The organism is Pseudomonas sp. PDM26, assembly GCF_019219185.1.
GTDB lineage: Bacteria > Pseudomonadota > Gammaproteobacteria > Pseudomonadales > Pseudomonadaceae > Aquipseudomonas.
The window spans coordinates 215,681-239,400 of sequence record NZ_JAHUWC010000001.1 but is presented as its reverse complement, the minus strand read 5'-3'; the positions used below and the strand labels follow the sequence as shown (position 1 = coordinate 239,400).

The 23,720-nt window shown below is 59.5% G+C and carries 21 protein-coding genes; 8 read left to right on the top strand and 13 right to left on the bottom strand.

The window, feature by feature from the left end; genetic code table 11:
- Positions 1 to 411 precede the first annotated feature (411 nt).
- Together argF and KW849_RS01110 are read left to right on the top strand one after the other, a co-directional pair.
- Positions 412 to 1,332: an ornithine carbamoyltransferase gene (gene argF, locus KW849_RS01115; protein ID WP_218426903.1), complete on the top strand. Its 921-nt coding sequence runs from the start codon at positions 412 to 414 to the stop codon at positions 1,330 to 1,332.
- The gene (locus KW849_RS01110; protein WP_218426901.1) at positions 1,329 to 2,438 is read left to right on the top strand and encodes an ABC transporter ATP-binding protein; all 1,110 of its coding nucleotides are present in this window, start codon (positions 1,329 to 1,331) and stop codon (positions 2,436 to 2,438) included. The genes argF and KW849_RS01110 overlap by 4 nt, the downstream gene beginning before the upstream one ends.
- 116 nt (positions 2,439 to 2,554) lie before the next feature.
- On the opposite strand, the gene KW849_RS01105 is transcribed toward KW849_RS01110, so the two are convergent.
- Together KW849_RS01105 and ybaK are read right to left on the bottom strand one after the other, a co-directional pair.
- The gene (locus KW849_RS01105) at positions 2,555 to 3,337 is read right to left on the bottom strand and encodes a PhzF family phenazine biosynthesis protein (protein WP_218426899.1); all 783 of its coding nucleotides are present in this window, start codon (positions 3,335 to 3,337) and stop codon (positions 2,555 to 2,557) included.
- Between the two features lie 106 nt (positions 3,338 to 3,443).
- Complete coding sequence (gene ybaK, locus KW849_RS01100) at positions 3,444 to 3,914, bottom strand: Cys-tRNA(Pro) deacylase (RefSeq protein ID WP_007971306.1); 471 nt, start codon at positions 3,912 to 3,914, stop codon at positions 3,444 to 3,446.
- A 348-nt stretch (positions 3,915 to 4,262) separates the two neighbouring features.
- On the opposite strand from ybaK, the gene KW849_RS01095 reads away from it, so the two are divergent.
- The 4 genes from KW849_RS01095 to glpD all read left to right on the top strand — a co-directional run bounded on the left by KW849_RS01095 (position 4,263) and on the right by glpD (position 9,431).
- Positions 4,263 to 5,114 carry an MIP/aquaporin family protein gene (locus KW849_RS01095; protein WP_218426897.1) on the top strand — a complete coding sequence of 284 codons (852 nt, stop codon included), beginning with the start codon at positions 4,263 to 4,265 and terminating at the stop codon, positions 5,112 to 5,114.
- Between the two features lie 74 nt (positions 5,115 to 5,188).
- Complete coding sequence (glpK, locus tag KW849_RS01090; protein ID WP_218426895.1) at positions 5,189 to 6,694, top strand: glycerol kinase GlpK; 1,506 nt, start codon at positions 5,189 to 5,191, stop codon at positions 6,692 to 6,694.
- Positions 6,695 to 6,789: 95 nt separating this feature from the next.
- Positions 6,790 to 7,545: a DeoR/GlpR family transcriptional regulator gene (locus tag KW849_RS01085; RefSeq protein WP_007971301.1), complete on the top strand. Its 756-nt coding sequence runs from the start codon at positions 6,790 to 6,792 to the stop codon at positions 7,543 to 7,545.
- Positions 7,546 to 7,892: 347 nt separating this feature from the next.
- Positions 7,893 to 9,431 (top strand): glycerol-3-phosphate dehydrogenase, encoded by a 1,539-nt coding sequence (glpD, locus tag KW849_RS01080; protein WP_218426893.1) that lies wholly within the window; start codon positions 7,893 to 7,895, stop codon positions 9,429 to 9,431.
- A 66-nt stretch (positions 9,432 to 9,497) separates the two neighbouring features.
- On the opposite strand, the gene KW849_RS01075 is transcribed toward glpD, so the two are convergent.
- The 3 genes from KW849_RS01075 to KW849_RS01065 form a co-directional block, all read right to left on the bottom strand.
- The gene (locus KW849_RS01075) at positions 9,498 to 10,604 is read right to left on the bottom strand and encodes an NADH:flavin oxidoreductase/NADH oxidase (RefSeq protein WP_218426891.1); all 1,107 of its coding nucleotides are present in this window, start codon (positions 10,602 to 10,604) and stop codon (positions 9,498 to 9,500) included.
- Between the two features lie 380 nt (positions 10,605 to 10,984).
- Positions 10,985 to 12,694 (bottom strand): single-stranded-DNA-specific exonuclease RecJ, encoded by a 1,710-nt coding sequence (recJ, locus tag KW849_RS01070; RefSeq protein ID WP_218426889.1) that lies wholly within the window; start codon positions 12,692 to 12,694, stop codon positions 10,985 to 10,987.
- A 66-nt stretch (positions 12,695 to 12,760) separates the two neighbouring features.
- The gene (locus KW849_RS01065; RefSeq protein ID WP_218426887.1) at positions 12,761 to 13,303 is read right to left on the bottom strand and encodes a YaeQ family protein; all 543 of its coding nucleotides are present in this window, start codon (positions 13,301 to 13,303) and stop codon (positions 12,761 to 12,763) included.
- 147 nt (positions 13,304 to 13,450) lie between these two features.
- Here KW849_RS01065 and KW849_RS01060 point away from each other — a divergent pair, with 147 nt between their 5' ends.
- Both KW849_RS01060 and KW849_RS01055 read left to right on the top strand, forming a co-directional pair.
- Positions 13,451 to 14,650: a CaiB/BaiF CoA-transferase family protein gene (locus KW849_RS01060; protein ID WP_218426885.1), complete on the top strand. Its 1,200-nt coding sequence runs from the start codon at positions 13,451 to 13,453 to the stop codon at positions 14,648 to 14,650.
- The gene (locus KW849_RS01055; RefSeq protein ID WP_218426882.1) at positions 14,604 to 15,560 is read left to right on the top strand and encodes a TIGR02285 family protein; all 957 of its coding nucleotides are present in this window, start codon (positions 14,604 to 14,606) and stop codon (positions 15,558 to 15,560) included. The genes KW849_RS01060 and KW849_RS01055 overlap by 47 nt, the downstream gene beginning before the upstream one ends.
- A 170-nt stretch (positions 15,561 to 15,730) precedes the next feature.
- Here the strand turns inward: KW849_RS01055 and KW849_RS01050 are convergent, their stop codons facing one another.
- From KW849_RS01050 to trmD, 8 genes are all read right to left on the bottom strand, one after another.
- Positions 15,731 to 16,018: a DUF3509 domain-containing protein gene (locus KW849_RS01050; RefSeq protein ID WP_218426880.1), complete on the bottom strand. Its 288-nt coding sequence runs from the start codon at positions 16,016 to 16,018 to the stop codon at positions 15,731 to 15,733.
- Between the two features lie 160 nt (positions 16,019 to 16,178).
- A complete protein-coding gene (locus tag KW849_RS01045; protein ID WP_218426878.1) occupies positions 16,179 to 17,534 on the bottom strand; it encodes a transporter substrate-binding domain-containing protein in 1,356 nt (451 codons plus the stop codon).
- A 119-nt stretch (positions 17,535 to 17,653) separates the two neighbouring features.
- On the bottom strand, positions 17,654 to 19,063 hold the full coding sequence (thrC, locus tag KW849_RS01040) for a threonine synthase (protein ID WP_218426876.1): 1,410 nt from the start codon (positions 19,061 to 19,063) through the stop codon (positions 17,654 to 17,656).
- 66 nt (positions 19,064 to 19,129) lie between these two features.
- Positions 19,130 to 20,434 (bottom strand): homoserine dehydrogenase, encoded by a 1,305-nt coding sequence (locus KW849_RS01035; protein ID WP_108214986.1) that lies wholly within the window; start codon positions 20,432 to 20,434, stop codon positions 19,130 to 19,132.
- Positions 20,435 to 20,566: 132 nt separating this feature from the next.
- Positions 20,567 to 21,298, bottom strand: a complete 732-nt coding sequence (gene dsbC / locus KW849_RS01030; RefSeq protein ID WP_007990033.1) for a bifunctional protein-disulfide isomerase/oxidoreductase DsbC — start codon at positions 21,296 to 21,298, stop codon at positions 20,567 to 20,569.
- Positions 21,299 to 21,574: 276 nt separating this feature from the next.
- On the bottom strand, positions 21,575 to 22,471 hold the full coding sequence (xerD, locus tag KW849_RS01025; protein ID WP_218426874.1) for a site-specific tyrosine recombinase XerD: 897 nt from the start codon (positions 22,469 to 22,471) through the stop codon (positions 21,575 to 21,577).
- Positions 22,472 to 22,570: 99 nt separating this feature from the next.
- A complete protein-coding gene (rplS, locus tag KW849_RS01020; protein WP_003175895.1) occupies positions 22,571 to 22,921 on the bottom strand; it encodes a 50S ribosomal protein L19 in 351 nt (116 codons plus the stop codon).
- Between the two features lie 45 nt (positions 22,922 to 22,966).
- Positions 22,967 to 23,719, bottom strand: coding sequence for a tRNA (guanosine(37)-N1)-methyltransferase TrmD (trmD, locus tag KW849_RS01015; RefSeq protein WP_007941398.1), 753 nt, complete (start codon positions 23,717 to 23,719; stop codon positions 22,967 to 22,969).
- Position 23,720: the final 1 nt, after the last annotated feature.

Below are 23,720 nucleotides of genomic sequence, written 5' to 3'. Positions count from 1 at the left end.
GCAACTGGAGCTCCTGAAAGGTTTCAATTGGCCCGTGAGGGACATGCACGCCACCCACCTCGCCGATCAGGCTCCCGTGTTCGTCGAGCCCGGTGCTGATCAATGACAAGTCAGAAACCGACTGTCAGCGCACCGTTGCCGCCCCGCCTGATTGCCAAGCCCCGAGGGGCCAGTGTACAAATGAGGCGCTGCTATCAGGAAACAGGCTTCAAAAGCGCTACCTCGGTGAACCCGTAGCACCTCTGAAACTCCCTAAAAACTGTAGCCCTATTGGTAAGACGCGACATTTAATTATAAGATCGCGCCTTCCCCTATTTCGTCGCCCCGTGCGGCTTACGCCGCAGGTCTCGCCCGCTGTTCCGTTAAACAAGGCTTTGAGCATCTGCGGTTTGTAGCAAAAGGTAGTCAATGATGAGCGCAAGGCACTTTCTCTCCCTGATGGATTGCACGCCCGAAGAGCTGGTCAGCGTGATCCGTCGAGGCGTTGAGCTCAAGGACCTGCGTAACCGCGGCGTACTGTTCGAGCCTCTGAAAAACCGCGTCCTGGGGATGATTTTCGAGAAATCCTCGACCCGCACCCGGATCTCCTTCGAGGCGGGCATGATCCAGCTCGGCGGCCAGGCGATCTTCCTGTCGCCACGTGACACCCAATTGGGCCGTGGCGAGCCGATCGGCGACTGCGCCATCGTCATGTCGAGCATGCTCGACGCAGTGATGATCCGTACCTTTGCCCACAGCAACCTGACCGAATTCGCCGCCAACTCCCGCGTACCGGTAATCAACGGCCTGTCCGATGACCTGCATCCGTGCCAGTTGCTGGCGGACATGCAGACCTTCCTCGAACACCGCGGCTCCATCCAGGGCAAGACCGTGGCCTGGATCGGCGACGGCAACAACATGTGCAACAGTTATATAGAAGCGGCGATCCAGTTCGACTTCCAGTTGCGCGTGGCCTGCCCGGAAGGCTACGAGCCCAACCCTGAATTCGTGGCCAAGGCCGGCGATCGGGTCACCATCGTTCGCGACCCGAAAGAAGCCGTGCGCGGTGCACACCTGGTGAGCACCGACGTCTGGACCTCCATGGGTCAGGAAGAAGAAACCGCCAAGCGTCTGAAGCTGTTCGCACCGTACCAGGTCAACCGCGCCCTGCTTGACCTGGCTGCTGAAGACGTACTGTTCATGCATTGCCTGCCGGCGCACCGCGGCGAAGAAATCAGCGTCGACCTGCTCGACGACAAACGTTCGGTGGCCTGGGATCAAGCCGAAAACCGCCTGCACGCGCAAAAGGCCTTGCTCGAGTTTCTCGTCGAACCGGCGTATCACCACGCATGAGCCATCCATTACTGCTTAACCTGCGCAACCTCGCCTGCGGCTATCAGGACCAGCGTGTAGTACAGAACCTGAACCTGCATCTGAACGCTGGTGACATCGGTTGCCTGCTCGGCTCTTCGGGCTGCGGCAAGACCACCACACTACGGGCGATTGCCGGCTTTGAACCGGTACATGAAGGCGAAATCCAGCTGGCGGGCGAAACCATCTCCAGCGCCGGCTTCACCCTCGCGCCGGAGAAACGTCGCATTGGCATGGTGTTCCAGGACTACGCGCTGTTTCCGCATTTGAGCGTGGCCGACAACATCGCCTTTGGCATTCGCAAGCATCCGCAAAAGGATCGCGTGACCGAAGAACTGCTGGAACTGGTCAACCTGAAGAACCTCGGCAAGCGCTTCCCCCACGAACTTTCAGGTGGCCAGCAGCAACGTGTCGCCCTGGCCCGCGCACTGGCACCGGATCCGCAATTGCTGTTGCTCGACGAGCCGTTCTCCAACCTCGATGGTGAATTGCGCCGCAAGCTCAGCCACGAAGTACGCGACATCCTCAAGGCCCGAGGCACCAGCGCGATTCTGGTGACTCACGACCAGGAAGAAGCCTTCGCAGTCAGTGACCACGTTGGCGTGTTCAAGGAAGGTCGCCTGGAACAGTGGGATACGCCCTACAACCTGTATCACGAACCGCTGACACCCTTCGTGGCGAGTTTCATCGGCCAGGGCTATTTCATTCGCGGTCAGTTGAGCAGCCCGGAGTCGGTGCAAACCGAGCTCGGCGAATTGCGCGGCAACCGGGCCTACACCTGGCCGGTAGGCGGTGCCGTGGACGTGCTGCTGCGCCCGGACGACATCGTCTACGCGCCGGACAGCGCGCTGAAGGCGCGAATCGCCGGCAAGACGTTCCTGGGTGCGTCGACCCTGTATCGTTTGCAGCTGCCGACAGGCGCACAGCTGGAATCAATCTTCCCGAGCCATGTCGATTGCCAGGTTGGTGCGGATGTGGGTATTCGTGTCGCGGCTGAACACCTGGTGCTGTTCCAGGCGTCCGGCAGCACGGCGGCGCAGATTCCTGCTGTTGAATCAGGTGTCCGGCGTTACAGCACGGCTAATTGATACACACGAAACAATTGTGGGAGCGAGCCTGCTCGCGAAGGCGGTGTGTCAGCCAATGATGATGTTGACTGACAGTCCGCCTTCGCGAGCAGGCTCGCTCCCACACTGGATTTGCGTTAGCCCAACATCAGCGTTCCACTCGCCACGAGCGTCGCATTCCCGCCGATCTTCACTCGATCGCCTTCCAGTCGACAGAACAATTCCCCACCCCGCGCCGAACGCTGAAAAGCCGTCAGGCTCGACTTGCCCAAACGCTTTGACCAGTACGGAATCAGAAGGCAATGGGTCGATCCGGTTACCGGGTCTTCATTGATGCCGATTGCCGGGGCGAAGTAGCGGGAAACGAAATCGTGCTGGCTGCCACGCGCCGTCACGATGGCGCCCAACCATGGCAGTTTCGCCAGGGCCACCATGTCCGGCTTGCAGTCGAGCACGGCTTGCTCTGACTCCAGCACCACAAACAGTTCATTCGAACCCAGTACCTCGACAGGCTTCACGCCCAGTGCACGCTCGATATCCGGGATCAGGTTCACCGGCGACGCAGTGATCGCCGGAAAATCCAGCCACAGGCGCCCACCCTCTCGGGTCACGCTCAACGGGCCGGATTTGCAGGTGAAGTCCAGTCGCTCGACGGGCTCTTTATAGATCTCAAACAACACATAGGCACTGGCCAACGTCGCGTGACCGCACAATGGCACCTCGGTGGTCGGCGTGAACCAGCGGATATGCCAGCCCTGCCCTTCGCGCACGATAAATGCCGTTTCGGCGAGGTTGTGCTCGGCGGCAATCTTCTGCATCAATTCATCGGCGAGCCAGGTATCGAGCCGATAGACCATCGCCGGGTTACCACTGAACGGCTGATTGCTGAACGCGTCGACCTGATGAAACTCAAGCTGCATAACCTTCTCCCTTGGTTTGTCCGCTGAGCATGCAGCGCCGGCCGAACCAGCGCCAGTGACAGAGCGGGTTGATTTTCACCATACAGCGCTGCACTTGCTTCGATGCTCACGCCCGACCGATATCGGCAAACTTCGCCTGGGTGTGTTCGGCCAACACCGCCGGTGCCAGTTCAACTTCCAGCCCACGTCGACCCGCACTGACAAAAATGCTGGCGAAGGGCTGGGCCGAATTATCAATGAAGGTACGCAAACGCTTTTTCTGCCCCAGCGGACTAATCCCGCCCAACAGATAGCCAGTAGAGCGCTGCGCTGCCGCCGGGTCGGCCATTTCGACCTTTTTCACGCCCGCGGCGTGGGCCAGCCCTTTCAAGTCCAGGCTGCCGACAACCGGCACCACGGCCACCAGCAACTCGCCCTTTTCGCTGGCCGCCAGCAGGGTCTTGAACACCTGCGCCGGATCGAGCCCGAGCTTTTCCGCCGCTTCCAGCCCGTAGGAGGCAGCCTTCGGGTCATGTTCGTAACTGTGTACGCGATGTTCGGCCCGAACCTTTTTCAACAAATCCAATGCGGGGGTCATGACAGCTCCAGACTGGGCGACAGAAGAAAAATACTGCGCCCGATTCTAGGACATTGATCGTTAAAAGGCTCTACGGCAGCACATCCACGACGCCATTGCCCGGCCACCCCATTCCCCAATGGCTTGTTCATTCATGCAATGAATGTTTTTTTTATGACCGGCGGTTCACTTTCGACCTTTGACATCAGCGTTTCTTGTCTATATTTTTTCGTTTCTGAAAGTGCACGAAACGTCCTACCGCTGCACCCAGCACTAAACCGCGACCAGGATGGGGATCCTGCCTCGGCGAAAAACGCGCTCCGACCATGATGGAAAAAAGCGCCAGACAACAAAAAAAATGAGGTTTCAATGACAATTGCTTTACAACAACCGTCGCTCTCGAGCCAATGCATGGCCGAGTTTCTGGGTACGGCGCTGCTGATATTTTTTGGTACAGGCTGTGTTGCCGCGCTCAAGGTCGCGGGTGCCAGTTTTGGCTTGTGGGAAATCAGCATTATCTGGGGCGTCGGTGTCAGCATGGCGATCTACCTCACCGCCGGAGTTTCCGGAGCTCATCTGAACCCTGCCGTCAGCATTGCCCTGAGCATTTTCGCGGACTTCGAAAAACGTAAATTGCCTTTCTACGTACTCGCCCAGGTGGCGGGTGCCTTCTGTGGCGCGTTGTTGGTCTACACCCTCTACAGCAATCTATTTTTCGAATTCGAACAAACGCACCACATGGTTCGCGGCACTCAAGCCAGCCTCGAATTGGCCTCTGTGTTCTCCACCTTCCCGAATCCTGTGCTGACCACCGCCCAGGCATTTCTGGTCGAGGTGATCATTACGGCCATCCTGATGGGCGTGATCATGTCCCTGACCGACGACAACAATGGCCTGCCAAAAGGCCCGCTGGCACCACTGCTGATCGGCCTGCTGATTGCGGTGATCGGCAGCTCGATGGGACCGCTGACCGGTTTTGCCATGAACCCTGCGCGGGACTTCGGCCCTAAACTGATGACTTTCTTCGCTGGCTGGGGTGAAATTTCCTTCACCGGCGGACGCGATATTCCGTATTTCCTGATTCCTGTTTTTGCACCGATTGTCGGTGCCTGCCTCGGCGCCGCCGCCTATCGCGGGCTGATTGCCCGCCATCTGCACGGCGCTGTACCTGCTACAAAGGATGCAACAACTGCCATTGACGGCAAACCCAGAACTTCTTGATACCGTTGGCGCGTGCCCCTGCCCGTTGATCACGCGCCAGACCTCACTCCCTTATTTCGTCCAAGGCAATCGACATGACCGACACACAGAATAAGAACTACATCATTGCCCTCGATCAGGGTACGACCAGCTCCCGCGCGATCATTTTCGACCGTGACGCGAACGTGGTCTGCACCGCCCAACGGGAGTTCGCACAGCACTACCCGCAAGCCGGTTGGGTCGAGCATGACCCGATGGAGATCTTCGCCACCCAAAGCGCCGTGATGGTCGAGGCCCTGGCACAAGCCGGCCTGCACCACGACCAGGTAGCAGCCATCGGCATCACCAACCAGCGCGAAACCACCGTGGTCTGGGACAAGAACACCGGCCGCCCGATCTACAACGCAATCGTCTGGCAATGCCGACGCAGCACAGAGATCTGCCAGCAACTCAAGCGCGATGGCCACGAGCAATACATCAGCGACACCACCGGCCTGGTCACCGACCCGTACTTCTCCGGCACCAAGCTCAAGTGGATCCTCGACAACGTCGAAGGCAGCCGCGAACGCGCACGCAACGGTGACCTGCTGTTCGGCACCGTCGACAGCTGGTTGATCTGGAAATTTACCGGCGGCAAGGTGCATGTCACCGACTACACCAACGCTTCGCGCACCATGCTCTTCAACATCCACACCCTGGAGTGGGACGCGAAGATGCTGGAAGTCCTCGACATCCCGCGTGAGATGCTCCCGCAAGTCAAATCGTCGTCCGAGATCTACGGCCACACCAAAAGCGGCATCGCCATCGGCGGCATCGCTGGCGACCAGCAGGCCGCCCTATTCGGCCAGATGTGTGTCGAGCCAGGCCAGGCGAAAAACACCTACGGCACTGGCTGCTTCCTGTTGATGAACACTGGCGACAAAGCCGTGAAATCCCGACACGGCATGCTGACCACCATCGCCTGCGGCCCGCGTGGCGAAGTGGCCTATGCCCTGGAAGGTGCGGTGTTCAACGGCGGCTCCACCGTGCAATGGCTGCGTGACGAACTGAAGATCATCAACGACGCCCACGACACCGAATACTTCGCCAACAAGGTCAAGGACAGTAACGGCGTGTACCTGGTGCCGGCCTTTACCGGTCTTGGCGCCCCCTACTGGGACCCGTACGCCCGTGGCGCCTTGTTCGGCCTGACCCGCGGCGTGCGCGTGGACCACATCATTCGCGCCGCGCTGGAATCGATTGCCTACCAGACCCGCGACGTGCTGGACGCCATGCAGCAAGACTCTGGGGAGCGTCTGAAAGCTCTGCGCGTGGACGGCGGCGCAGTGGCCAACAATTTCCTCATGCAGTTCCAGGCCGACATCCTCGGCACCCAGGTCGAGCGTCCGCAAATGCGCGAAACCACGGCGCTGGGCGCTGCTTACCTGGCCGGTCTGGCGTGTGGCTTCTGGGGCAGCCTGGAAGAGTTGCGTGGCAAGGCTGTGATCGAGCGCCGATTCGAGCCGACGCTGGACGAAGCCGCGAAGGAAAAACTCTACGCCGGTTGGAAAAAAGCGGTCAGTCGCACCCGCGATTGGGCGGCTGAAGACGAGGCTGAATAAGCTAACTCCAGTCCCCGTATCTGTATGTAACTGGTAGGGAGCGGATTCCTGCGGCATCATGGGCAAATTTTGCACGGCAGCCCAAAGGACGCCCCATGAATCTGCCTCCCCGTCAGCAGCAAATCCTCGAACTGGTCCGCGAACGTGGCTATGTCAGTATCGAGGAAATGGCCACGTTGTTCGTAGTTACCCCGCAGACCATCCGCCGCGACATCAATCAGCTCGCGGAAGCCAACTTGTTGCGTCGCTACCACGGTGGCGCCGCCTATGATTCCAGTGTCGAAAACACCGCCTACGCCATGCGCGCCGATCAGATGCGCGACGAAAAACAGCGTATCGGCGAAGCCATTGCCGCACAGATTCCCGACCATGCTTCGTTGTTCATCAACATCGGCACGACCACCGAATCCATTGCCCGGGCACTGCTCAACCACAGTCACCTGAAAATCATCACCAACAACCTGCATGTGGCTTCGATGCTCAGCGCCAAGGACGACTTCGACGTGCTGCTGACCGGTGGCAATGTACGGCGTGACGGCGGCGTGGTCGGTCAGGCCAGTGTCGACTTCATCAACCAGTTCAAGGTCGATTTCGCCCTGGTCGGCATCAGTGGTATCGATGAGGACGGCAGCCTGCTGGACTTCGATTATCAGGAAGTGCGGGTATCCCAGGCGATCATCGCCAATGCCCGACAAGTGATCCTCGCGGCCGACTCCAGCAAGTTCGGGCGCAACGCCATGATTCGCCTGGGGCCGATCAGCCTCGTCGATTGCCTGGTCACCGATCAGCAGCCTTCCCCGGCGCTGGCGCAACTGCTGAACCAGCACAAGGTTCGGCTGGAAGTCGTTTAACCTCTCGAAAGCGACGCTTTCCTGTGGCGAGGGAGCTTGTCGGATCGCCGCACCGTCCCGTTCGACGGCGAAGCCGTCGCAACCCCGACTGGCTCAATACACCTGACTGAACCTGGTTGACAGGTTTCAGGGCTGCTTCGCAGCCCAGCGGGAGCAAGCTCCCTCGCCACAAAAGCACTCCCAACATATATTCAAATGTTCGTAAATTTTCCTTTAACGGCCCTTCGATGAGTATTTTCAATCGAAGCTGACTGGTCGTGCATGTCTTTATGGGCTAGTATTTTCGAAAGTGAACATTAATGTTCGAATTCAAATACAGAACATCAAAGAATTCCGAGGCCGAGCCGATGCCCAATTCCACCTTGTCCATGCCCCCTCTCGCCGAGGTCTACGATATCGCCGTCATCGGTGGCGGGATCAATGGCGTGGGAATTGCCGCGGATGCCGCCGGTCGCGGTCTCTCGGTGTTCCTTTGCGAAAAGGATGACCTGGCCAGCCATACCTCGTCGGCCAGCAGCAAGCTGATTCACGGCGGCTTGCGCTACCTCGAACATTACGAATTCCGTCTGGTGCGTGAAGCCCTGGCCGAACGTGAAGTGCTGTTGGCCAAGGCTCCGCACATCGTCAAGCAAATGCGTTTCGTGCTGCCACACCGCCCGCACCTGCGCCCGGCGTGGATGATTCGTGCCGGCCTGTTCCTCTATGACAACCTGGGCAAGCGCGAGCAACTGCAAGGTTCGAAAAGCCTGAAGTTCGGCCCCGACAGCGCGCTCAAAAGCGAGATCACCAAGGGCTTCGAATACTCCGATTGCTGGGTCGACGACGCGCGCCTGGTGGTGTTGAACGCCATGGCCGCCCGGGAAAAAGGCGCCCACGTTCACACCCAGACCCGCTGTGTCAGCGCTCGCCGTACCAAGGGCCTGTGGCACCTGCATCTGGAGCGCGCCAATGGCAGCCTGTTTTCGATCCGCGCCAAAGCATTGGTGAACGCTGCCGGGCCATGGGTCGCCAGGTTCATTCGCGATGACCTGAAGATGGAATCGCCTTACGGCATCCGCCTGATCCAGGGCAGCCACCTGATCGTGCCGAAACTGTACGAAGGAGAGCACGCGCACATCCTGCAGAACGAAGATCAGCGCATCGTGTTCACCATTCCGTACCTGAATCACTTCACCCTGATCGGCACCACTGACCGCGAGTACACCGGCGATCCGGCGAAGGTGGCAATTACCGACGGCGAAACCGATTACCTGTTGAACGTGGTCAACGCCCATTTCAAAAAGCAAATCAGCCGCGACGACATCCTGCACAGCTATTCCGGCGTGCGCCCACTGTGCAACGACGAATCTGACAACCCGTCGGCCGTGACCCGCGACTACACCCTGGCGCTGTCTGGCACTGGCGAAGAAGCTCCGTTGCTGTCGGTGTTCGGCGGCAAGCTCACCACCTATCGCAAACTGGCCGAGTCGGCACTGGCGCAACTGGCACCGTACTTCAAGCACATCAAGCCAAGCTGGACCGCCAGCGCCACGCTGCCGGGCGGTGAAGACATGACCACCCCGCAAGCCTTGAGCTCGCGTATCCGCGACCAATTCGACTGGGTACCGAGCGAGATCGCGCGCCGATGGGCCACCACCTACGGCAGCCGCACCTGGCGCATGCTCGAAGGCGTACAGGACCTCAGAGATATGGGCGAGCACATCGGCGGCGGTCTCTACACCCGTGAAGTCGACTATCTGTGCAGCGAAGAATGGGCCACCAGCGCCCACGACATCCTCTGGCGTCGCAGCAAGCTCGGCTTGTTCACGACGGCGGCCGAGCAGGAAAAGCTCAAGGACTACCTGAACAAGGTCGAACAGAACCGCAGCAAGATCGAAGCCGCCTGATCGATCGCGGCACAAACAAAAGCCCCTGAATCTCGCGATTCAGGGGCTTTTTCGTATCGATAGATTTCAGTCACGCAAATCCGATTCGTGAATCGGCTGCTCACGGTGAGTCGCCCGCTGATACTGCGCCGGCCACACGGCCTTGTGCCCGCCCAGATCGTCATCTGCATGCAGCGCCCAGTAGGGATCGCGCAACAACTCACGAGCGAGGAAGATGATGTCCGCCTGACAGGTGCGCAGGATGTGCTCGGCCTGTGCCGGCTCGGTGATCATGCCAACCGTGCCGGTGGCCATGCCCGACTCCTTGCGCACACGTTCGGCGAAGCGGGTCTGGTAACCAGGGCCTGTGGGAATTTCGGCATTCACCGCTGTCCCGCCCGACGAGACGTCGATCAGGTCCACCCCCTGGGCTTTGAGGCGACGGGCGAGCTCCACGGTTTCATCGGGGTTCCAGCCATCCTCCACCCAGTCGGTGGCCGATACCCGGACAAACACCGGAAATTCTTCAGGCCACACCGCACGCACCGCTTCGGTGACCTGCAACACCAGCCGAATGCGATTTTCGAATGAACCGCCATATTGATCGCGCCGCTGATTGCTCAACGGTGACAAGAACTGATGCAGCAGGTAACCATGGGCGGCGTGCACTTCTACCACCTTGAAACCGGCCTTTAGCGAGCGCTTTGCCGCGTCGACAAAGGCCTGGATGACCTTGGCGATCTCGCCGTCATCGAGTTGTCTGGGTTGGGTGTGCTGTGGGTCGAATGCAATCGGTGAAGGTCCGACCGGCACCCAGCCGCCCTCGTCGGGTTTGACGCTGCCATGCTTGCCAAGCCATGGCCGATAGGTACTGGCCTTGCGCCCGGCATGGGCCAGTTGAATGCCGGCAACGGCGCCCTGGGCGTTGATGAAGCGGGTGATGCGTTGCAGGGGTTCGATCTGCTCGTCATTCCACAGACCGAGGTCCTGAGCGGTGATACGCCCGTCGGCGGTGACCGCCGTGGCTTCGGTAAACACCAGCCCGGCCCCGCCGACAGCACGGCTGCCGAGGTGGACCAGGTGCCAGTCATTGGCCAGGCCAGCGGTGCTGGAGTACTGGCACATCGGCGATACCGCGATGCGGTTGGGCAGGGTCAATTGGCGAAGGGTAAAGGGTTCAAGCAGCAGACTCATGGGGCACCTCTCGAATCAGTGGGCAGGCTCCAGGTTCTGTTTGAATAGTCGACGAGTGACAGGAAAAAGCTACAGCACCCGCCCCCGCGGGCAAAAAATTCGACAAGACGTCACAAGGCTAAAATCAAGCAGTGTTTAGAGCCTAGTCGACAACCGGGGATGAGGGAGGGTTCAAGAATCGAAACACTTCAATCGCAGGTTAATCGAGGGCCTGTGGCGAGGGGGCTTGTCGGATCGCCGCACCGCCCCGTTCGGCTGCGCAGCAGCCGCAAAGTGATTCGGCACGGTTTACCTTGCGGGGTTCGATAGCAGATTTGGGGCCGCTCCGCAGCCCAACGGGGGCAAGCCCCCTCGCCACAAAAGCAATACAGTGATCCGACTTATCGCGGTTCGATGTGGGCAATCATCAGCTGGACCGTCTCGTTGCCACGAAACTCGTTGAGGTCGAGCTTGTAGGCCAGTTCCACCCACTTGATGGTCGGATTCGGCCAGATGTCGCGGTCGATCCCGAAGGCAATGCCGTCGAGTTTCACCGAACCACATTCACTTTTCAGTACGACTTTAAGGTGCCGTTCGCCCACAACCCGCTGCTCGACCAACTGGAACACCCCATGAAACAACGGTTCCGGGAAGTGCTGCCCCCAAGGACCGGCATGCCGCAGGGCACGGGCCAGTTCCAGGTGGAACTCTTCCACCGCCAGGGTGCCGTCCGACAACAGGCGGCCAGTCAGGTCTTCTTCACGCAGTTGCCGGCGCACTTCAGCGTCAAAGGCTTCGGCGAACAAGGGGAAATTCGCTTCCGGCAGCGTCAGGCCGGCCGCCATCGCGTGGCCGCCGTACTTGGTGATCAGATTCGGATGCTGCGCCGCCACCACGCTCAAGGCGTCGCGGATGTGAAAGCCCTGGACCGAACGCCCCGAGCCCTTGAGCAGGCCGTCTCCGGCATCGGCAAAGGCGATGGTCGGGCGGAAATAGCGCTCTTTCATCCGTGATGCGAGGATACCGATGACGCCCTGATGCCACTCGGGATCGAACAGGCACAAACCGAACGGCATCGATTCCACCGGCAGATCCTTGAGCTGCGCCAGCGCTTCGCGCTGCATGCCCTGCTCGATGGATTTGCGATCCTGGTTCATGCCGTCCAATTGAGCAGCCATCTCACGGGCCAGACCTGCTTCTTCGGTCAGCAGGCATTCGATGCCCAGGCTCATGTCATCCAGACGCCCCGCCGCGTTCAGGCGCGGGCCGACGATGAAGCCCAGGTCGGTGGAGGTGATGCGTGTGTGATCACGCTTGGCCACTTCGAGGATCGCTTTGATCCCCGGTCGGGCACGTCCGACGCGAATCCGTTCCAGGCCCTGATGCACCAGAATCCGGTTGTTGGCATCCAGCGGCACCACGTCGGCCACGCTGCCCAAGGCCACCAGATCGAGCAGTTCGCCGATATTCGGCTGCGGCTTGCTTGTGTACCAGCCAAGTTCGCGCAATCGCGCGCGCAAGGCCATCAGCACATAAAAAATCACCCCGACACCGGCCAGTGCCTTGCTCGGAAACTCGCAACCAGGCTGGTTGGGATTGACGATGGCATCGGCCAACGGCAGCTCGTCACCGGGCAAGTGGTGATCCGTAACCAGCACCTTGAGTCCGGCCTTTTTCGCCGCGGCCACGCCTTCGACGCTGGAGATGCCGTTGTCGACGGTGATCAGCAAATGCGGCTGACGCTCAAGCGCCACTGCGACGATCTCCGGTGTCAGGCCGTAGCCGTAGTCGAAACGGTTTGGCACCAGATAATCGACATGCGCCGCGCCCAGCAAACGCAGGCCCAGCGTGCCCACGGTGCTGGCCGTCGCGCCGTCGGCATCGAAGTCGCCGACGATCAGAATGCGCTGGCGCTGTTCGAGCGCCGTCACCAGCAGATCCACGGCGGCATCGATGCCCTTGAGCTGCTGGAACGGAATCAACCGCGCCAGGCTCTTGTCCAGTTCTGCCTCGGATTGCACACCCCGCGCCGCGTACAGGCGGGTCAGCAGCGGCGGAATATCACCGAGGAATGGCAGGGTGTCGGGCAGCAGGCGAGGTTCGATGCGCATGGGGTGAAAGATGCTTCTCTTCAATACGTAGGATAAAACCGGGTGATGCGCTAAAGCAGCGAAAAATCAGCCGCGCTCACCGGCCAGCCACTGCAACTGGACTTCGTGCTGTCCACGGTCGTCGGTGACGAAGATCGTCCCTTCGCTGATCATCACGTCCCACTTGATAACTCGGGGCATGTCTTTGGCCAGGGTTTCCAGGACTTCCTGAGGCACGGCAGCGATGTTGACGTTCTTCAGGTTTTTCACCGCCGGCACCACTTTGCCTTCCCACACGCGCAAGCTGCCATAGGCCAGCAGGCTGGTACGTTCAGTGCGACGCGAACACCAGGTCAGGCGCTCGGCATCCGGCTGGCCGACTTCGATCCAGTGCAGGACGCGGTCATCCAGGCTTTTTTCCCACAAGGCAGGTTCATCCACTTCCGACAGACCACGGCCAAACGACAGCTGCTCGTTGTACCAGAGGGCGTACGCCAACAGGCGAACGCTCATGCGCTCTTCGGTTTCCGAAGGGTGACGGGCAATGGTCTGCTTCACGTTCTCATAGACGCTGCGGTCAAGGTCGGTGAGGTTCAGTTCAAACTTGTAGGTCGTGGACGGCTGGGCCATGAACGGGCTTCTTGATACTAGGAAAGGCGGCAAGTCTAACCGATGCGCAAGGCAATCCACGAATTGAAGATGATCAACCTGAAGCGCCTGACAGTCGGCTATGTTAAAACGCTCTAATCGCTCATCCCTTGTCCTGCAGGATCCCGCATGCCGCTCACCGCCAAACCGCTTTCCGGTCTGAAAGTCATCGAATTGGGTACCTTGATTGCCGGCCCGTTTGCTTCGCGCATTTGCGCTGAATTCGGTGCCGATGTGATCAAGGTCGAGTCTCCGGACGGCGGTGATCCATTACGTAAGTGGCGCAAGTTGTATGAAGGCACTTCGTTGTGGTGGTTCGTCCAGGCCCGCAATAAAAAGTCCCTGACCCTCAATCTCAAGCACCCCGACGGTCAGGCGATCCTGAAACAGCTGCTGGGTGAAGCGGACATTCTGATCGAAAACTTTCGTCCCGGCGTCCTGGAAAAACTCGGCCTGGGCTGGGACGTCCTGCACGCCTTGAACCCGAAGCTGGTCATGGTGCGGCTGTCGGGTTTCGGCCAGACCGGTCCGATGAAAGATCAGCCCGGCTTTGGTGCGGTTGGTGAATCCATGGGCGGTCTGCGCTACATCACCGGCTTCGAAGACCGGCCACCGGTGCGCACCGGCATTTCCATCGGCGACTCGATTGCCGCGCTCTGGGGCGTGATCGGCGCGCTAATGGCCTTGCGCCATCGCGAAGTCAACGGCGGCCAGGGGCAAGTGGTGGACGTGGCGCTGTATGAAGCCATCTTCGCGATGATGGAAAGCATGGTCCCTGAGTTCGACGTGTTCGGCTTCATTCGCGAACGCACGGGCAACATCATGCCGGGCATCACCCCGTCCTCGATCCACACCAGCGCCGATGGCAAGCACGTGCAGATCGGCGCCAATGGCGACGCGATTTTCAAACGCTTCATGCTCATCATTGACCGGGAAGACCTGGCCAACGATCCTCTGCTGGCCAGCAACGATGGCCGCGATGCCCGACGCGACGAGATTTATGGCGTCATCGATCGCTGGGTCAACTCGTTGCCGCTGGACACGGTGCTGGCGCGGCTCAATCAGGCCGAGGTGCCGGCCAGCCGGATCTTCAGCGCCGAAGACATGTTCAATGACCCTCAGTACCTGGCGCGGGAAATGTTCCTGCAGGCCAAGCTGCCGGATGGCAAAGACTTCAAGATGCCGGGCATTGTGCCGAAACTCTCAGAGACACCCGGTGAATGTGAATGGGTCGGGCCACAACTGGGTGAGCACAACGCACAGGTACTCCAGGAACTTGGCTATGACGCGACGCAGATCGCAGAGTTGCGCAAAGACGGAGCCATCTAAACTGAGGCGCCTGCCTCGATGCTGCCCGTCGCGCGGCGGGCAGTTGCTGTGCATGCTGGCGATTTTGCTCTTGCTCCTTGAAACGGTTCCATCAGCCCTGGCGCAAACCAGGGAAACCCTGATCTGGCTCAAGCGCGACCTGCCGCCGCTGACGATCTTCGACGGCCCGAAAAAAGGACAGGGCGTTATCGATCAACTGCTTCCACTGTTGATTGCCGGCATGCCGCAGTACCAGCACAACGTGATGAGGGTCAATCGCGCGCGTGGATTGCAAATGCTCCACGAACCGTCCCTCGTTTGCGACGCGGCGCTGAACTGGAGCAAGGAACGGGAAAAGTGGATCGCCTTTTCCATCCCGGTCTTCCGCGCCATGAGCAATGGCCTGGCCGTGCGGCGCGTCGACCAGAAAGTGTTGGCGCCCTTTATCAAGGACGGCGAAGTGGACCTGGCGGCGCTGCTTGCCAGCGGCAGCGAAAAACTGGGGATTATTGCCGAGCGCAATTACGGCGAATACCTCGACGGACTGCTCAAGCAAGCACCAGCCGACGCGCTGACCGCTCATTACGGCAATGACGCCTTGGGCAGCCTGCTGCAAATGCAGCGCCTGGGACGCTTGCGTCTGCTGCTGGGTTATCGCCCGGAAATTCGCTACCAGGCCTCACTGCAAGGCATTGCCGAAGATGAATTGCAGTTCTATCCAATTCGTGGCACGGGCAAATACTTGTCCGGTTACATCGGCTGCACCGACACGCCAGAGGGCCGGCGGGCCATTGTCGAGATCAACCAGGTGCTGCGCACCCTTCCCCGTGAACGCCTTGACGAGGCCTACGCCGCCTGGCTGGATCCGGAGAGTCGCAGCGATTACCTGAAAGACACCAAGGCGTTTTTTGACAATCTGGCGCAACCCTGACAAATCCCGGGCAAAAAGAAACCCCGGGAAGTGGGGAGACGACCCGGGGTTAAACGTGGTCTACCTGGAGACCAGTAGCAGCAAGCTACAAGCACCGGAGCACAATGCTTGATCCTGCTGTTATAGAGTCTGACTGACCTGGGCGCGGGAAGGTTCCCACAAAAATCCCTTCAATTGCGGCTGGCCAGAAGCTTGTCCTGCGCCGCATTACGCAATGCCGCGATGACACAAGGCTCAAGGCGTCCTTCAGCGATCAGCACGTCGCGATGCAAACCGTCGACCACATCCGTCAGTAGCCGTTTGTCATCCAACTGGACCTGATTGAACTCGTGCTCGACCACCGTCGCGCCGATAGCATTCTTCAGGGTTACCCGGCATTCGCCACGAATGCCTGACGGGGTCAACGTGACCTGATACGGGCTCAGCGCCTCACCGAGCAACAAACTGATACTTTCCATCCCGATCACCACTCAATAGTCCGAAACAACGTGCCTGGGGCATGCCTGAAAAAGATGACCGCTGACCCGAGAAGAAAGTTCTGGATACTGACCGCAAGCGAACCTGCAGCCCAGTCAAGAGAGCATGCACGTCGAACATGACAGAGAAAAAACGCAACCATCACGTCTGTCGGGTACGTCGGGCGATGTCGGCCCAGCCCCCCAACAATCCTCGTAGCTGGCCATCCGCCGTGTAAAACGGCACCGTCCACTGGTAAATATCCCTGACGCCGTCCTTGAACATCAATTGACGCTCGAAGAAGCGCGTCCTGCGCGTACTCAACTGCGCCAGAAACTCGGCGTGCAGCAGTTCCGCGGTTTGCCTGGGCATGACGTCGACCTCGATCAACTGCCGCCCCTGCATCCGGTCAAAACGTGTCGACAAAGCGTCCTCATAACTTTTGTTGCACATGATCAAGCGCCCTTGCAGATCTCGGACAAACATCGGGTCAGGCATGGCATCCATCAAGGCATGCTGGAAGGCGAGCTGATCGCGCAGACTGCTTTGGGCCTCGACCCGTTGCCTGACCACCACCGCCAACCGCCGATTCCAGAGCAGGGACAACAGGCCGAACAGGCTGAGCACAAACATGCCCCAGCAGACCCACTGGTCAATCCGCTGCCAAAGACCAGGCGGCTGTGGCACGGTAGCGCCGCCGAACCACTTCAGGCGAAGGTCGCGCAGCTCCTGCGCAGGAAACGCCTCAAGCGCCTTGTTGAGGATACTCAGCAACTGCGGCTGACCTTTGCGCAACGTCAGATAATCCGCATCCCATTTGCCCGGCACCACAGCCCCGATCTGCAGCCGACCCGACGGAAAATGCTGGGCGCCGATTTCGTTTTCGATGGTGACGCAGGCTTCGTCGCTTTCAACCCAGGCACGGGCTTCGGCGTAGGTTTTGACCGAACGCAATTCGATGGACGGATAATCACGGCGGATCACCGCTTCCAGTGCATGCCGGGTCGGCAGCACCAGTACCCGCTTCGCCATATCCTCCAGCGACTGCACCGGCGGCGTCCCAGCCTGCCCGACAAAGACCCATCCGGCACCGCCGAACGCATGGCTGAAATCGAGAAATACCTTGCGTTCGTCATTCATCGCCAAGGTCGTACTCAAATGCGCCGCTCCGCTTTCCAGATGGGCCAGCATCTGTTCGGTGGAAAAAGACTGTTCGTAAACGAACTGCAACCCCGTCATGTCACTGATGCGTTTGAGCAGGTCACTGTTCAAGCCCGTCCATTGACCATGTTCATCCTTGAACAGGTACAACGGATATTCCAGTGCCGTGACCACGACCCGTGGATGGCTGGCCATCCATTGCAACTCCTGGTCATTCAGCACGACCTTTGAGCGGGGGGCAGACATCCCGCGTTCCGGAATCGATGCAGGGTTCGCCCCTCCCCATTCGGCGATTCCCAGCATGCCGAATAAAAACAGCCAGCGTGCAACTGGCTTGAACACACTTGTAAACAGCATTCCCACTTCCTTGGTGATCCATTCGCCTGTCCCTTCGCGGCGATAACACGACAAGTGTGCATGCAGAAATGAAAAAGCCCGTCATGAGACGGGCTTCAAAATGTTACAGCGCTGACCGGTTACAGCGGCTTGCCGCGATTGCCATGCTGACTGACAAAGGCCTGCACGGCCTTCAGGTCATTTGGCAATACGGTGCAACGTTCGTCTCGTTCAAACAAATCAGAAAGATGTGCAGGCAACTCGAGCTCTTTTCCTACGCCGGCTTTTTCCACGGCATCCGGGAATTTGACCGGGTGGGCAGTGCCCAGGATCACCATTGGAATGTCCAGGCTGCGACGGCATTCCCGCGCAGCTTTCACGCCGATGGCCGTGTGTGGATCCAGCACTTCGCCAGTCTGCTCGTAGACTTCGGCGATGGTTTCGCAGGTTTGCGCGTCATCCACGGCCAGCGAGTCGAACAACTTGCGGGCTTCGGTCCAGCGCTCTTGCTCGACGCTGAAACCGCCGCCCTGCTTGAACGAATCCATCAGCCCGGCGATGGCCGCGCCGTTGCGACCATGCAGGTCGAACAGCAAGCGCTCGAAGTTCGACGACACCATGATGTCCATGGACGGCGACAGCGTGGCGTGCAGGGTTTCCTTGACGTACTGGTTGCCGCTCATGAAGCGGTGCAGGATGTCGTTGCGGTTGGTGGCGACGATCAACTGGTTGATCGGCAGGCCCATGTTGCGCGCCAGGTAACCGGCGAAAATGTCGCCGAAGTTGCCGGTCGGCACCGAGAACGACACCGAACGTGCCGGGCCGCCCAGTTGCAGGGATGCGTGGAAGTAGTAAACGATCTGGGCCATGATCCGCGCCCAGTTGATCGAATTCACCGCCACCAGGCGCGTGCCCTTGAGGAAGCCCTGGTCGGCGAAGCTCGCCTTGACCATTTCCTGGCAGTCATCGAAGTTGCCTTCGATGGCGATGTTGTGGATGTTCTCACCGAAGATGGTGGTCATCTGCCGACGCTGCACTTCGGACACCCGGTTGTGCGGGTGCAGGATGAAGATGTCGACGTTTTCGCAATGCTTGCAGCCTTCGATGGCGGCCGAGCCGGTGTCACCGGAGGTGGCACCGACGATCACCACGCGCTCGCCGCGCTTTTCCAGCACGTAGTCGAGCAAACGACCGAGCAGTTGCAGGGCGAAGTCCTTGAACGCCAGAGTCGGGCCGTGGAACAGCTCCAGCACCCATTCATTGCCGTTCAGCTGACGCAGCGGCGCAACGGCGCTGTGGGCAAATACGCCGTAGGTTTCTTCGAGGATCTTTTTGAAATCGGCATCCGGAATGCTGCCGGTGACGAACGGGCGCATGACGCGAAAAGCCAGTTCGTGATACGGCAGGCCGGCCCAGGAAGCGATTTCTTCCTGGGTGAATCGTGGCAGGTTTTCCGGGACGTACAGACCGCCGTCGGTGGCAAGACCTGCCAGCAGGACGTCTTCGAAATTCAGGGCCGGTGCCTGGCCGCGGGTACTGATGTAACGCATGACTGACTCCAATGGACAGTGTTCGTAGTGCCGGGCCCGCAAGCGAGCCCGGTCAACGATATCGGCTTAGTTCAGGTGCTCGACACGGATCCGTACAACCGGACCGACCACACCCGCCAAGGCTTCCAATGCAGCGATGGCATCGTTGATGTGCTGTTCCAGCACGCGGTGGGTCAGCAGGATCATCGGCACCAGGCCGTCGTGCTCCTCGGCTTCCTTCTGCATGATCGACTCGATGTTGATGCCGCGCTCCGAGAGGATGCTCGCGACCTGAGCCAGTACGCCCGGATGGTCCTTGGCCTGAATACGCAGGTAGTAGGCGCTTTCGCAGGCTTCGATCGGCAGGATCGGGTGAGCCGACAGCGAATCCGGCTGGAACGCCAGGTGCGGTACGCGGTTTTCCGGGTCGGAAGTCATGGCGCGGACCACGTCCACCAGGTCGGCGATCACCGACGAAGCGGTCGGTTCCATGCCGGCGCCAGCGCCGTAGAACAGGGTCGAACCGGCGGCATCGCCATTGACCATCACCGCGTTCATTACGCCGTTGACGTTGGCGATCAGGCGATCAGCCGGGATCAGCGTCGGGTGCACGCGCAGTTCGATACCGGCCGCGGTGCTGCGCGCCACGCCCAGGTGCTTGATGCGGTAACCCAGCGCTTCGGCGTAGTTGACGTCGGCGGTGGTCAGCTTGGTGATGCCTTCGGTGTAGGCCTTGTCGAATTGCAGCGGGATACCGAACGCGATGGACGCCAGGATCGTCAGCTTGTGAGCGGCGTCGATACCCTCGACGTCGAAGGTCGGATCGGCTTCGGCGTAACCCAGTGCCTGGGCTTCGGCCAATACGTCTTCGAAGGTGCGACCCTTCTCGCGCATTTCCGTCAGGATGAAGTTGCCGGTGCCGTTGATGATGCCGGCTACCCAGTTGATGCGGTTGGCCGACAGGCCTTCGCGGATCGCCTTGATCACAGGGATGCCACCGGCCACCGCCGCTTCGAACGCAACGATCACGCCCTTCTCGCGAGCCTTGGCGAAAATTTCATTACCGTGAACGGCGATAAGTGCCTTGTTCGCGGTGACCACATGCTTGCCATTCTCGATGGCCTTGAGTACCAGCTCGCGGGCAACGGTGTAGCCGCCCATCAGCTCTATGACGATGTCGATCTCAGGGTTCGTGGCCACTTCGAAGACATCGTTGGTAATCGCAATACCGGTCGTTTGGAACTGAGGCTTTGGCGTGCGCATGGCGATTTGTGCCACTTCGATCCCACGCCCGGCACGACGAGCAATTTCCTCGGCGTTGCGCTGAAGTACGTTGAAGGTACCGCCACCGACGGTCCCTAACCCACAGATGCCTACTTTGACCGGATTCACTGTGAACTCCCCATAAAACGGCCGACTCGAGGCCGGCCGTGAAAACAACCGCAGACTCGCGGCTCTCTATTGATGGCCCGGCGAATGTCGCTACCGGACCATGATCGTCAAGGCTTGCCGTGACGATGCGAATTACTTCGCGCCCAGTGCCAGTTTGGCGACTTGTGGCGCAGGCTGGTAGCCCGGAATGACCTGACCGTCGGCCAAAACGATGGCCGGTGTGCCGTTCACGCCGATCGACTGGCCGAGGGCGAATTGTTTGGAAACCGGGTTATCGCACTTGGCGGCCTTGATTTCCTTGCCGTCGACCATTTTGTCCATGGCCGCTTTCTTGTCTTTCGAGCACCACACCGCTTGCAGCTGTTCGTCACCCGGCGAGCCCAGGCCCTGGCGCGGGAACGCGACGTAACGCACTTCGATGCCGCGCTTGTTCAGCTCAGGCACTTCGGCATGCAGTTTGTGGCAGTACGGGCAGGTGGTGTCGGTGAATACGGTGATGTGCGACTTGGTTTCGCCAATGGCCGGGTAGACAACGGTTTCGGCAACCGGGATGTCGTTGATCAGCTTGGAGATCCCCAGGCGCTCGGTCTTCTCGGTCAGGTTGACCGGCTTGCCGTCCTTGAGATCGAACAGGTAGCCCTGAACCACGTACTGGCCGTCGGCACTGGCATACAGCACGCGACTGCCTTTGAGCTTGACTTCGTACAGGCCGGGCAACGGGCTGGCGGTGATGCTTTCCACTGGCACTTCGAGCTGGAGATTTTCCAGGCTTTTACGAATGGCTTTGTCTGCCGCGTCATCGGCGACGGCAAAGGTGCTGACCAACGCAATGGCTGCGGCGGCGAAAATCTGGGTCAGACGCATGAGAACTCCTGAAGGCGAACATATGGGACGATCAGAACGCCCGTGCCGAAACACCGGGTCATAACCGCCCATCGTGCAAACCGGTCCAGCCTATCACATAAGGTCCGCAGGGCCGAATGCACCTGTCGCAAGACATCTCGGTGCAGGCGAACAACAATTATTCCTGTGGCGAGGGAGCTTGCTCCCGTTCGGCTGCGAAGCAGTCGCAATCAGGAAAACCTTAGGGTTGCTGCGCAACCCAGCGGGAGCAAGCTCCCTCGCCACAAAAGCTGCCCACTAACCCCGTGGGTGATGTTTGGCATGCAAATCCTGCAGGCGCGCCCTGGCGACATGGGTATAAATCTGGGTCGTCGACAAGTCGCTGTGCCCCAACAGCATCTGCACCACCCGCAGGTCTGCACCGTGGTTGAGCAGGTGCGTGGCGAAGGCATGACGCAAGGTGTGCGGCGACAGCGACTTGCCGATCCCCGCCACCTTGGCCTGATGCTTGATTCGGTGCCAGAAGGTCTGGCGGGTCATCTGCTCGCCACGCTGACTGGGAAACAACACATCGCTGGGACGCCCACCCAGCAGTTCACTGCGCGCATCACGCATGTAGCGCTCGACCCAGACAATCGCCTCCTCGCCCATTGGCACCAGTCGCTCCTTGCTGCCCTTACCCATCACTCGCAACACACCCTGGCGCAAATTGACCTGTTCCAGGGTGAGGCTGATCAGCTCGGTCACCCGCAAGCCGCAAGCGTAAAGCACTTCGAGCATGGCGCGGTCGCGCTGACCGATGGCTTCGCTCAGATCCGGCGCCTTCAGCAGCGCTTCCACGTCTGCTTCCGACAGGGATTTCGGCAACGGTCGTCCGAGCTGCGGCATATCGACGCGTAACGTCGGATCGACTGCAATCAACTTTTCCCGTAGCAAGTAGCGATAAAAGCCACGCACACCCGAGAGAAATCGCGCAGTGGAACGGGGCTTGTAGTTTTGCTCCAGACGCCAGGCCAGATGATCAAGGATCAACTCGCGCCCGGCGCTGATCAACTCCAGCCCATTCTCCTGCAACCAACCGTTGAACAGCGCGAGGTCACTGCGATAGGCGTCTCGAGTGTTATCGGAGAGACCTTTCTCCAGCCAAAGAGCGTCGAGAAACTGGTCAATCAGGGGATGATCAATGGCAGGCATAAAGGCTCAGGCAAGACCGGCAATACGGCCTGGGAAGATAAATCGCGGGCAACAAAAAAGCAGCCCGCAGGCTGCTTTTTTTTGCATCGGAAGCTGGACTTAAGCCAGTTTTTCCTTGATGCGAGCTGCTTTACCCGACAGGTCGCGCAGGTAGTACAGCTTGGCTTTACGTACGTCACCGCGACGCTTGACAGCCATGCTGTCGATTTGCGGGGAGTAGGTCTGGAAAGTACGCTCTACGCCAACACCGTTGGAGATTTTACGAACGGTGAATGCACTGTTTACGCCGCGGTTACGCTTGGCGATAACAACACCTTCGAACGCTTGCAGACGCGAACGGTCGCCTTCCTTCACTTTCACCTGAACGACAATGGTGTCGCCCGGGGCAAAGGTAGGGATCTCTTTGGTCATCTGCTCTGCTTCGAGTGCAAGGATGATTTTGTTAGTCATGCTGTGCTCCTAAGGTAAATCGTCTGATCTACCATCGATACGTTGTTAACTATCGTCCCGCTCGCGGATGTATTCCTCGAGCAGCTTCTTCTCTTCTCCAGAAAGCGAGCGGCTTTCCAGAAGATCGGCGCGTCGTTCATAGGTCCGACCAAGGGACTGCTGTAAACGCCAACGCCGGATGTGCGCGTGATTGCCACTTAGCAATACGTCGGGAACACGCTGATCCGCATACACCTCCGGTCGGGTGTAGTGCGGGCAATCCAGCAAACCATCCGTAAAGGAATCTTCCTCGGCGGAGTCCGCATGCCCTAAAGCTCCAGGCAGCAGTCGTGTAACCGCATCGATCAGGACCATCGCCGGCAGCTCGCCGCCAGACAGTACATAGTCGCCAATCGACCACTCTTCATCGACATGAGCATCAATAAAACGCTCGTCAATGCCTTCATAGCGGCCGGCAATCAGGATCAATGCATCCAGATTCGCCAACTCGCGTACCGCCGACTGAGTCAGTTGACGGCCTTGGGGGGACAGGTAAATCACCTTCGCCGCCTCCCCGGCTGCTGCCTTGGCCTGAACCAGAGCATCTTCCAGGGGCTTGATCTTCATCACCATGCCCGGACCACCGCCAAACGGGCGATCGTCCACAGTGTGATGTCGATCCGTCGTGTAGTCTCGCGGATTCCAACAGGTGAGCTGCAAGAGCCCCTGTTTCACCGCACGACTGGTGATGCCGTACTCGCTGATGGCAGAGAACATCTCGGGAAACAGACTGATCACTTCTACGCGCAAGTTAGCCACG

What these genes read in the sequence shown, in the direction of transcription:
- glpD (WP_218426893.1), top strand. Translation starts at nt 7,893, where the DNA reads ATGCCCAATTCCACCTTGTCCATGCCCCCTCTCGCCGAGGTCTACGAT.
- KW849_RS01110 (WP_218426901.1), top strand. Translation starts at nt 1,329, where the DNA reads ATGAGCCATCCATTACTGCTTAACCTGCGCAACCTCGCCTGCGGCTAT.
- ybaK (WP_007971306.1), bottom strand. Translation starts at nt 3,914, where the DNA reads ATGACCCCCGCATTGGATTTGTTGAAAAAGGTTCGGGCCGAACATCGC.
- KW849_RS01050 (WP_218426880.1), bottom strand. Translation starts at nt 16,018, where the DNA reads ATGGAAAGTATCAGTTTGTTGCTCGGTGAGGCGCTGAGCCCGTATCAG.
- argF (WP_218426903.1), top strand. Translation starts at nt 412, where the DNA reads ATGAGCGCAAGGCACTTTCTCTCCCTGATGGATTGCACGCCCGAAGAG.
- rplS (WP_003175895.1), bottom strand. Translation starts at nt 22,921, where the DNA reads ATGACTAACAAAATCATCCTTGCACTCGAAGCAGAGCAGATGACCAAA.
- KW849_RS01105 (WP_218426899.1), bottom strand. Translation starts at nt 3,337, where the DNA reads ATGCAGCTTGAGTTTCATCAGGTCGACGCGTTCAGCAATCAGCCGTTC.
- KW849_RS01045 (WP_218426878.1), bottom strand. Translation starts at nt 17,534, where the DNA reads ATGCTGTTTACAAGTGTGTTCAAGCCAGTTGCACGCTGGCTGTTTTTA.
- KW849_RS01065 (WP_218426887.1), bottom strand. Translation starts at nt 13,303, where the DNA reads ATGGCCCAGCCGTCCACGACCTACAAGTTTGAACTGAACCTCACCGAC.
- glpK (WP_218426895.1), top strand. Translation starts at nt 5,189, where the DNA reads ATGACCGACACACAGAATAAGAACTACATCATTGCCCTCGATCAGGGT.
- KW849_RS01055 (WP_218426882.1), top strand. Translation starts at nt 14,604, where the DNA reads ATGACGCGACGCAGATCGCAGAGTTGCGCAAAGACGGAGCCATCTAAA.
- KW849_RS01075 (WP_218426891.1), bottom strand. Translation starts at nt 10,604, where the DNA reads ATGAGTCTGCTGCTTGAACCCTTTACCCTTCGCCAATTGACCCTGCCC.
- KW849_RS01060 (WP_218426885.1), top strand. Translation starts at nt 13,451, where the DNA reads ATGCCGCTCACCGCCAAACCGCTTTCCGGTCTGAAAGTCATCGAATTG.
- recJ (WP_218426889.1), bottom strand. Translation starts at nt 12,694, where the DNA reads ATGCGCATCGAACCTCGCCTGCTGCCCGACACCCTGCCATTCCTCGGT.
- KW849_RS01085 (WP_007971301.1), top strand. Translation starts at nt 6,790, where the DNA reads ATGAATCTGCCTCCCCGTCAGCAGCAAATCCTCGAACTGGTCCGCGAA.
- xerD (WP_218426874.1), bottom strand. Translation starts at nt 22,471, where the DNA reads ATGCCTGCCATTGATCATCCCCTGATTGACCAGTTTCTCGACGCTCTT.
- KW849_RS01095 (WP_218426897.1), top strand. Translation starts at nt 4,263, where the DNA reads ATGACAATTGCTTTACAACAACCGTCGCTCTCGAGCCAATGCATGGCC.
- thrC (WP_218426876.1), bottom strand. Translation starts at nt 19,063, where the DNA reads ATGCGTTACATCAGTACCCGCGGCCAGGCACCGGCCCTGAATTTCGAA.
- dsbC (WP_007990033.1), bottom strand. Translation starts at nt 21,298, where the DNA reads ATGCGTCTGACCCAGATTTTCGCCGCCGCAGCCATTGCGTTGGTCAGC.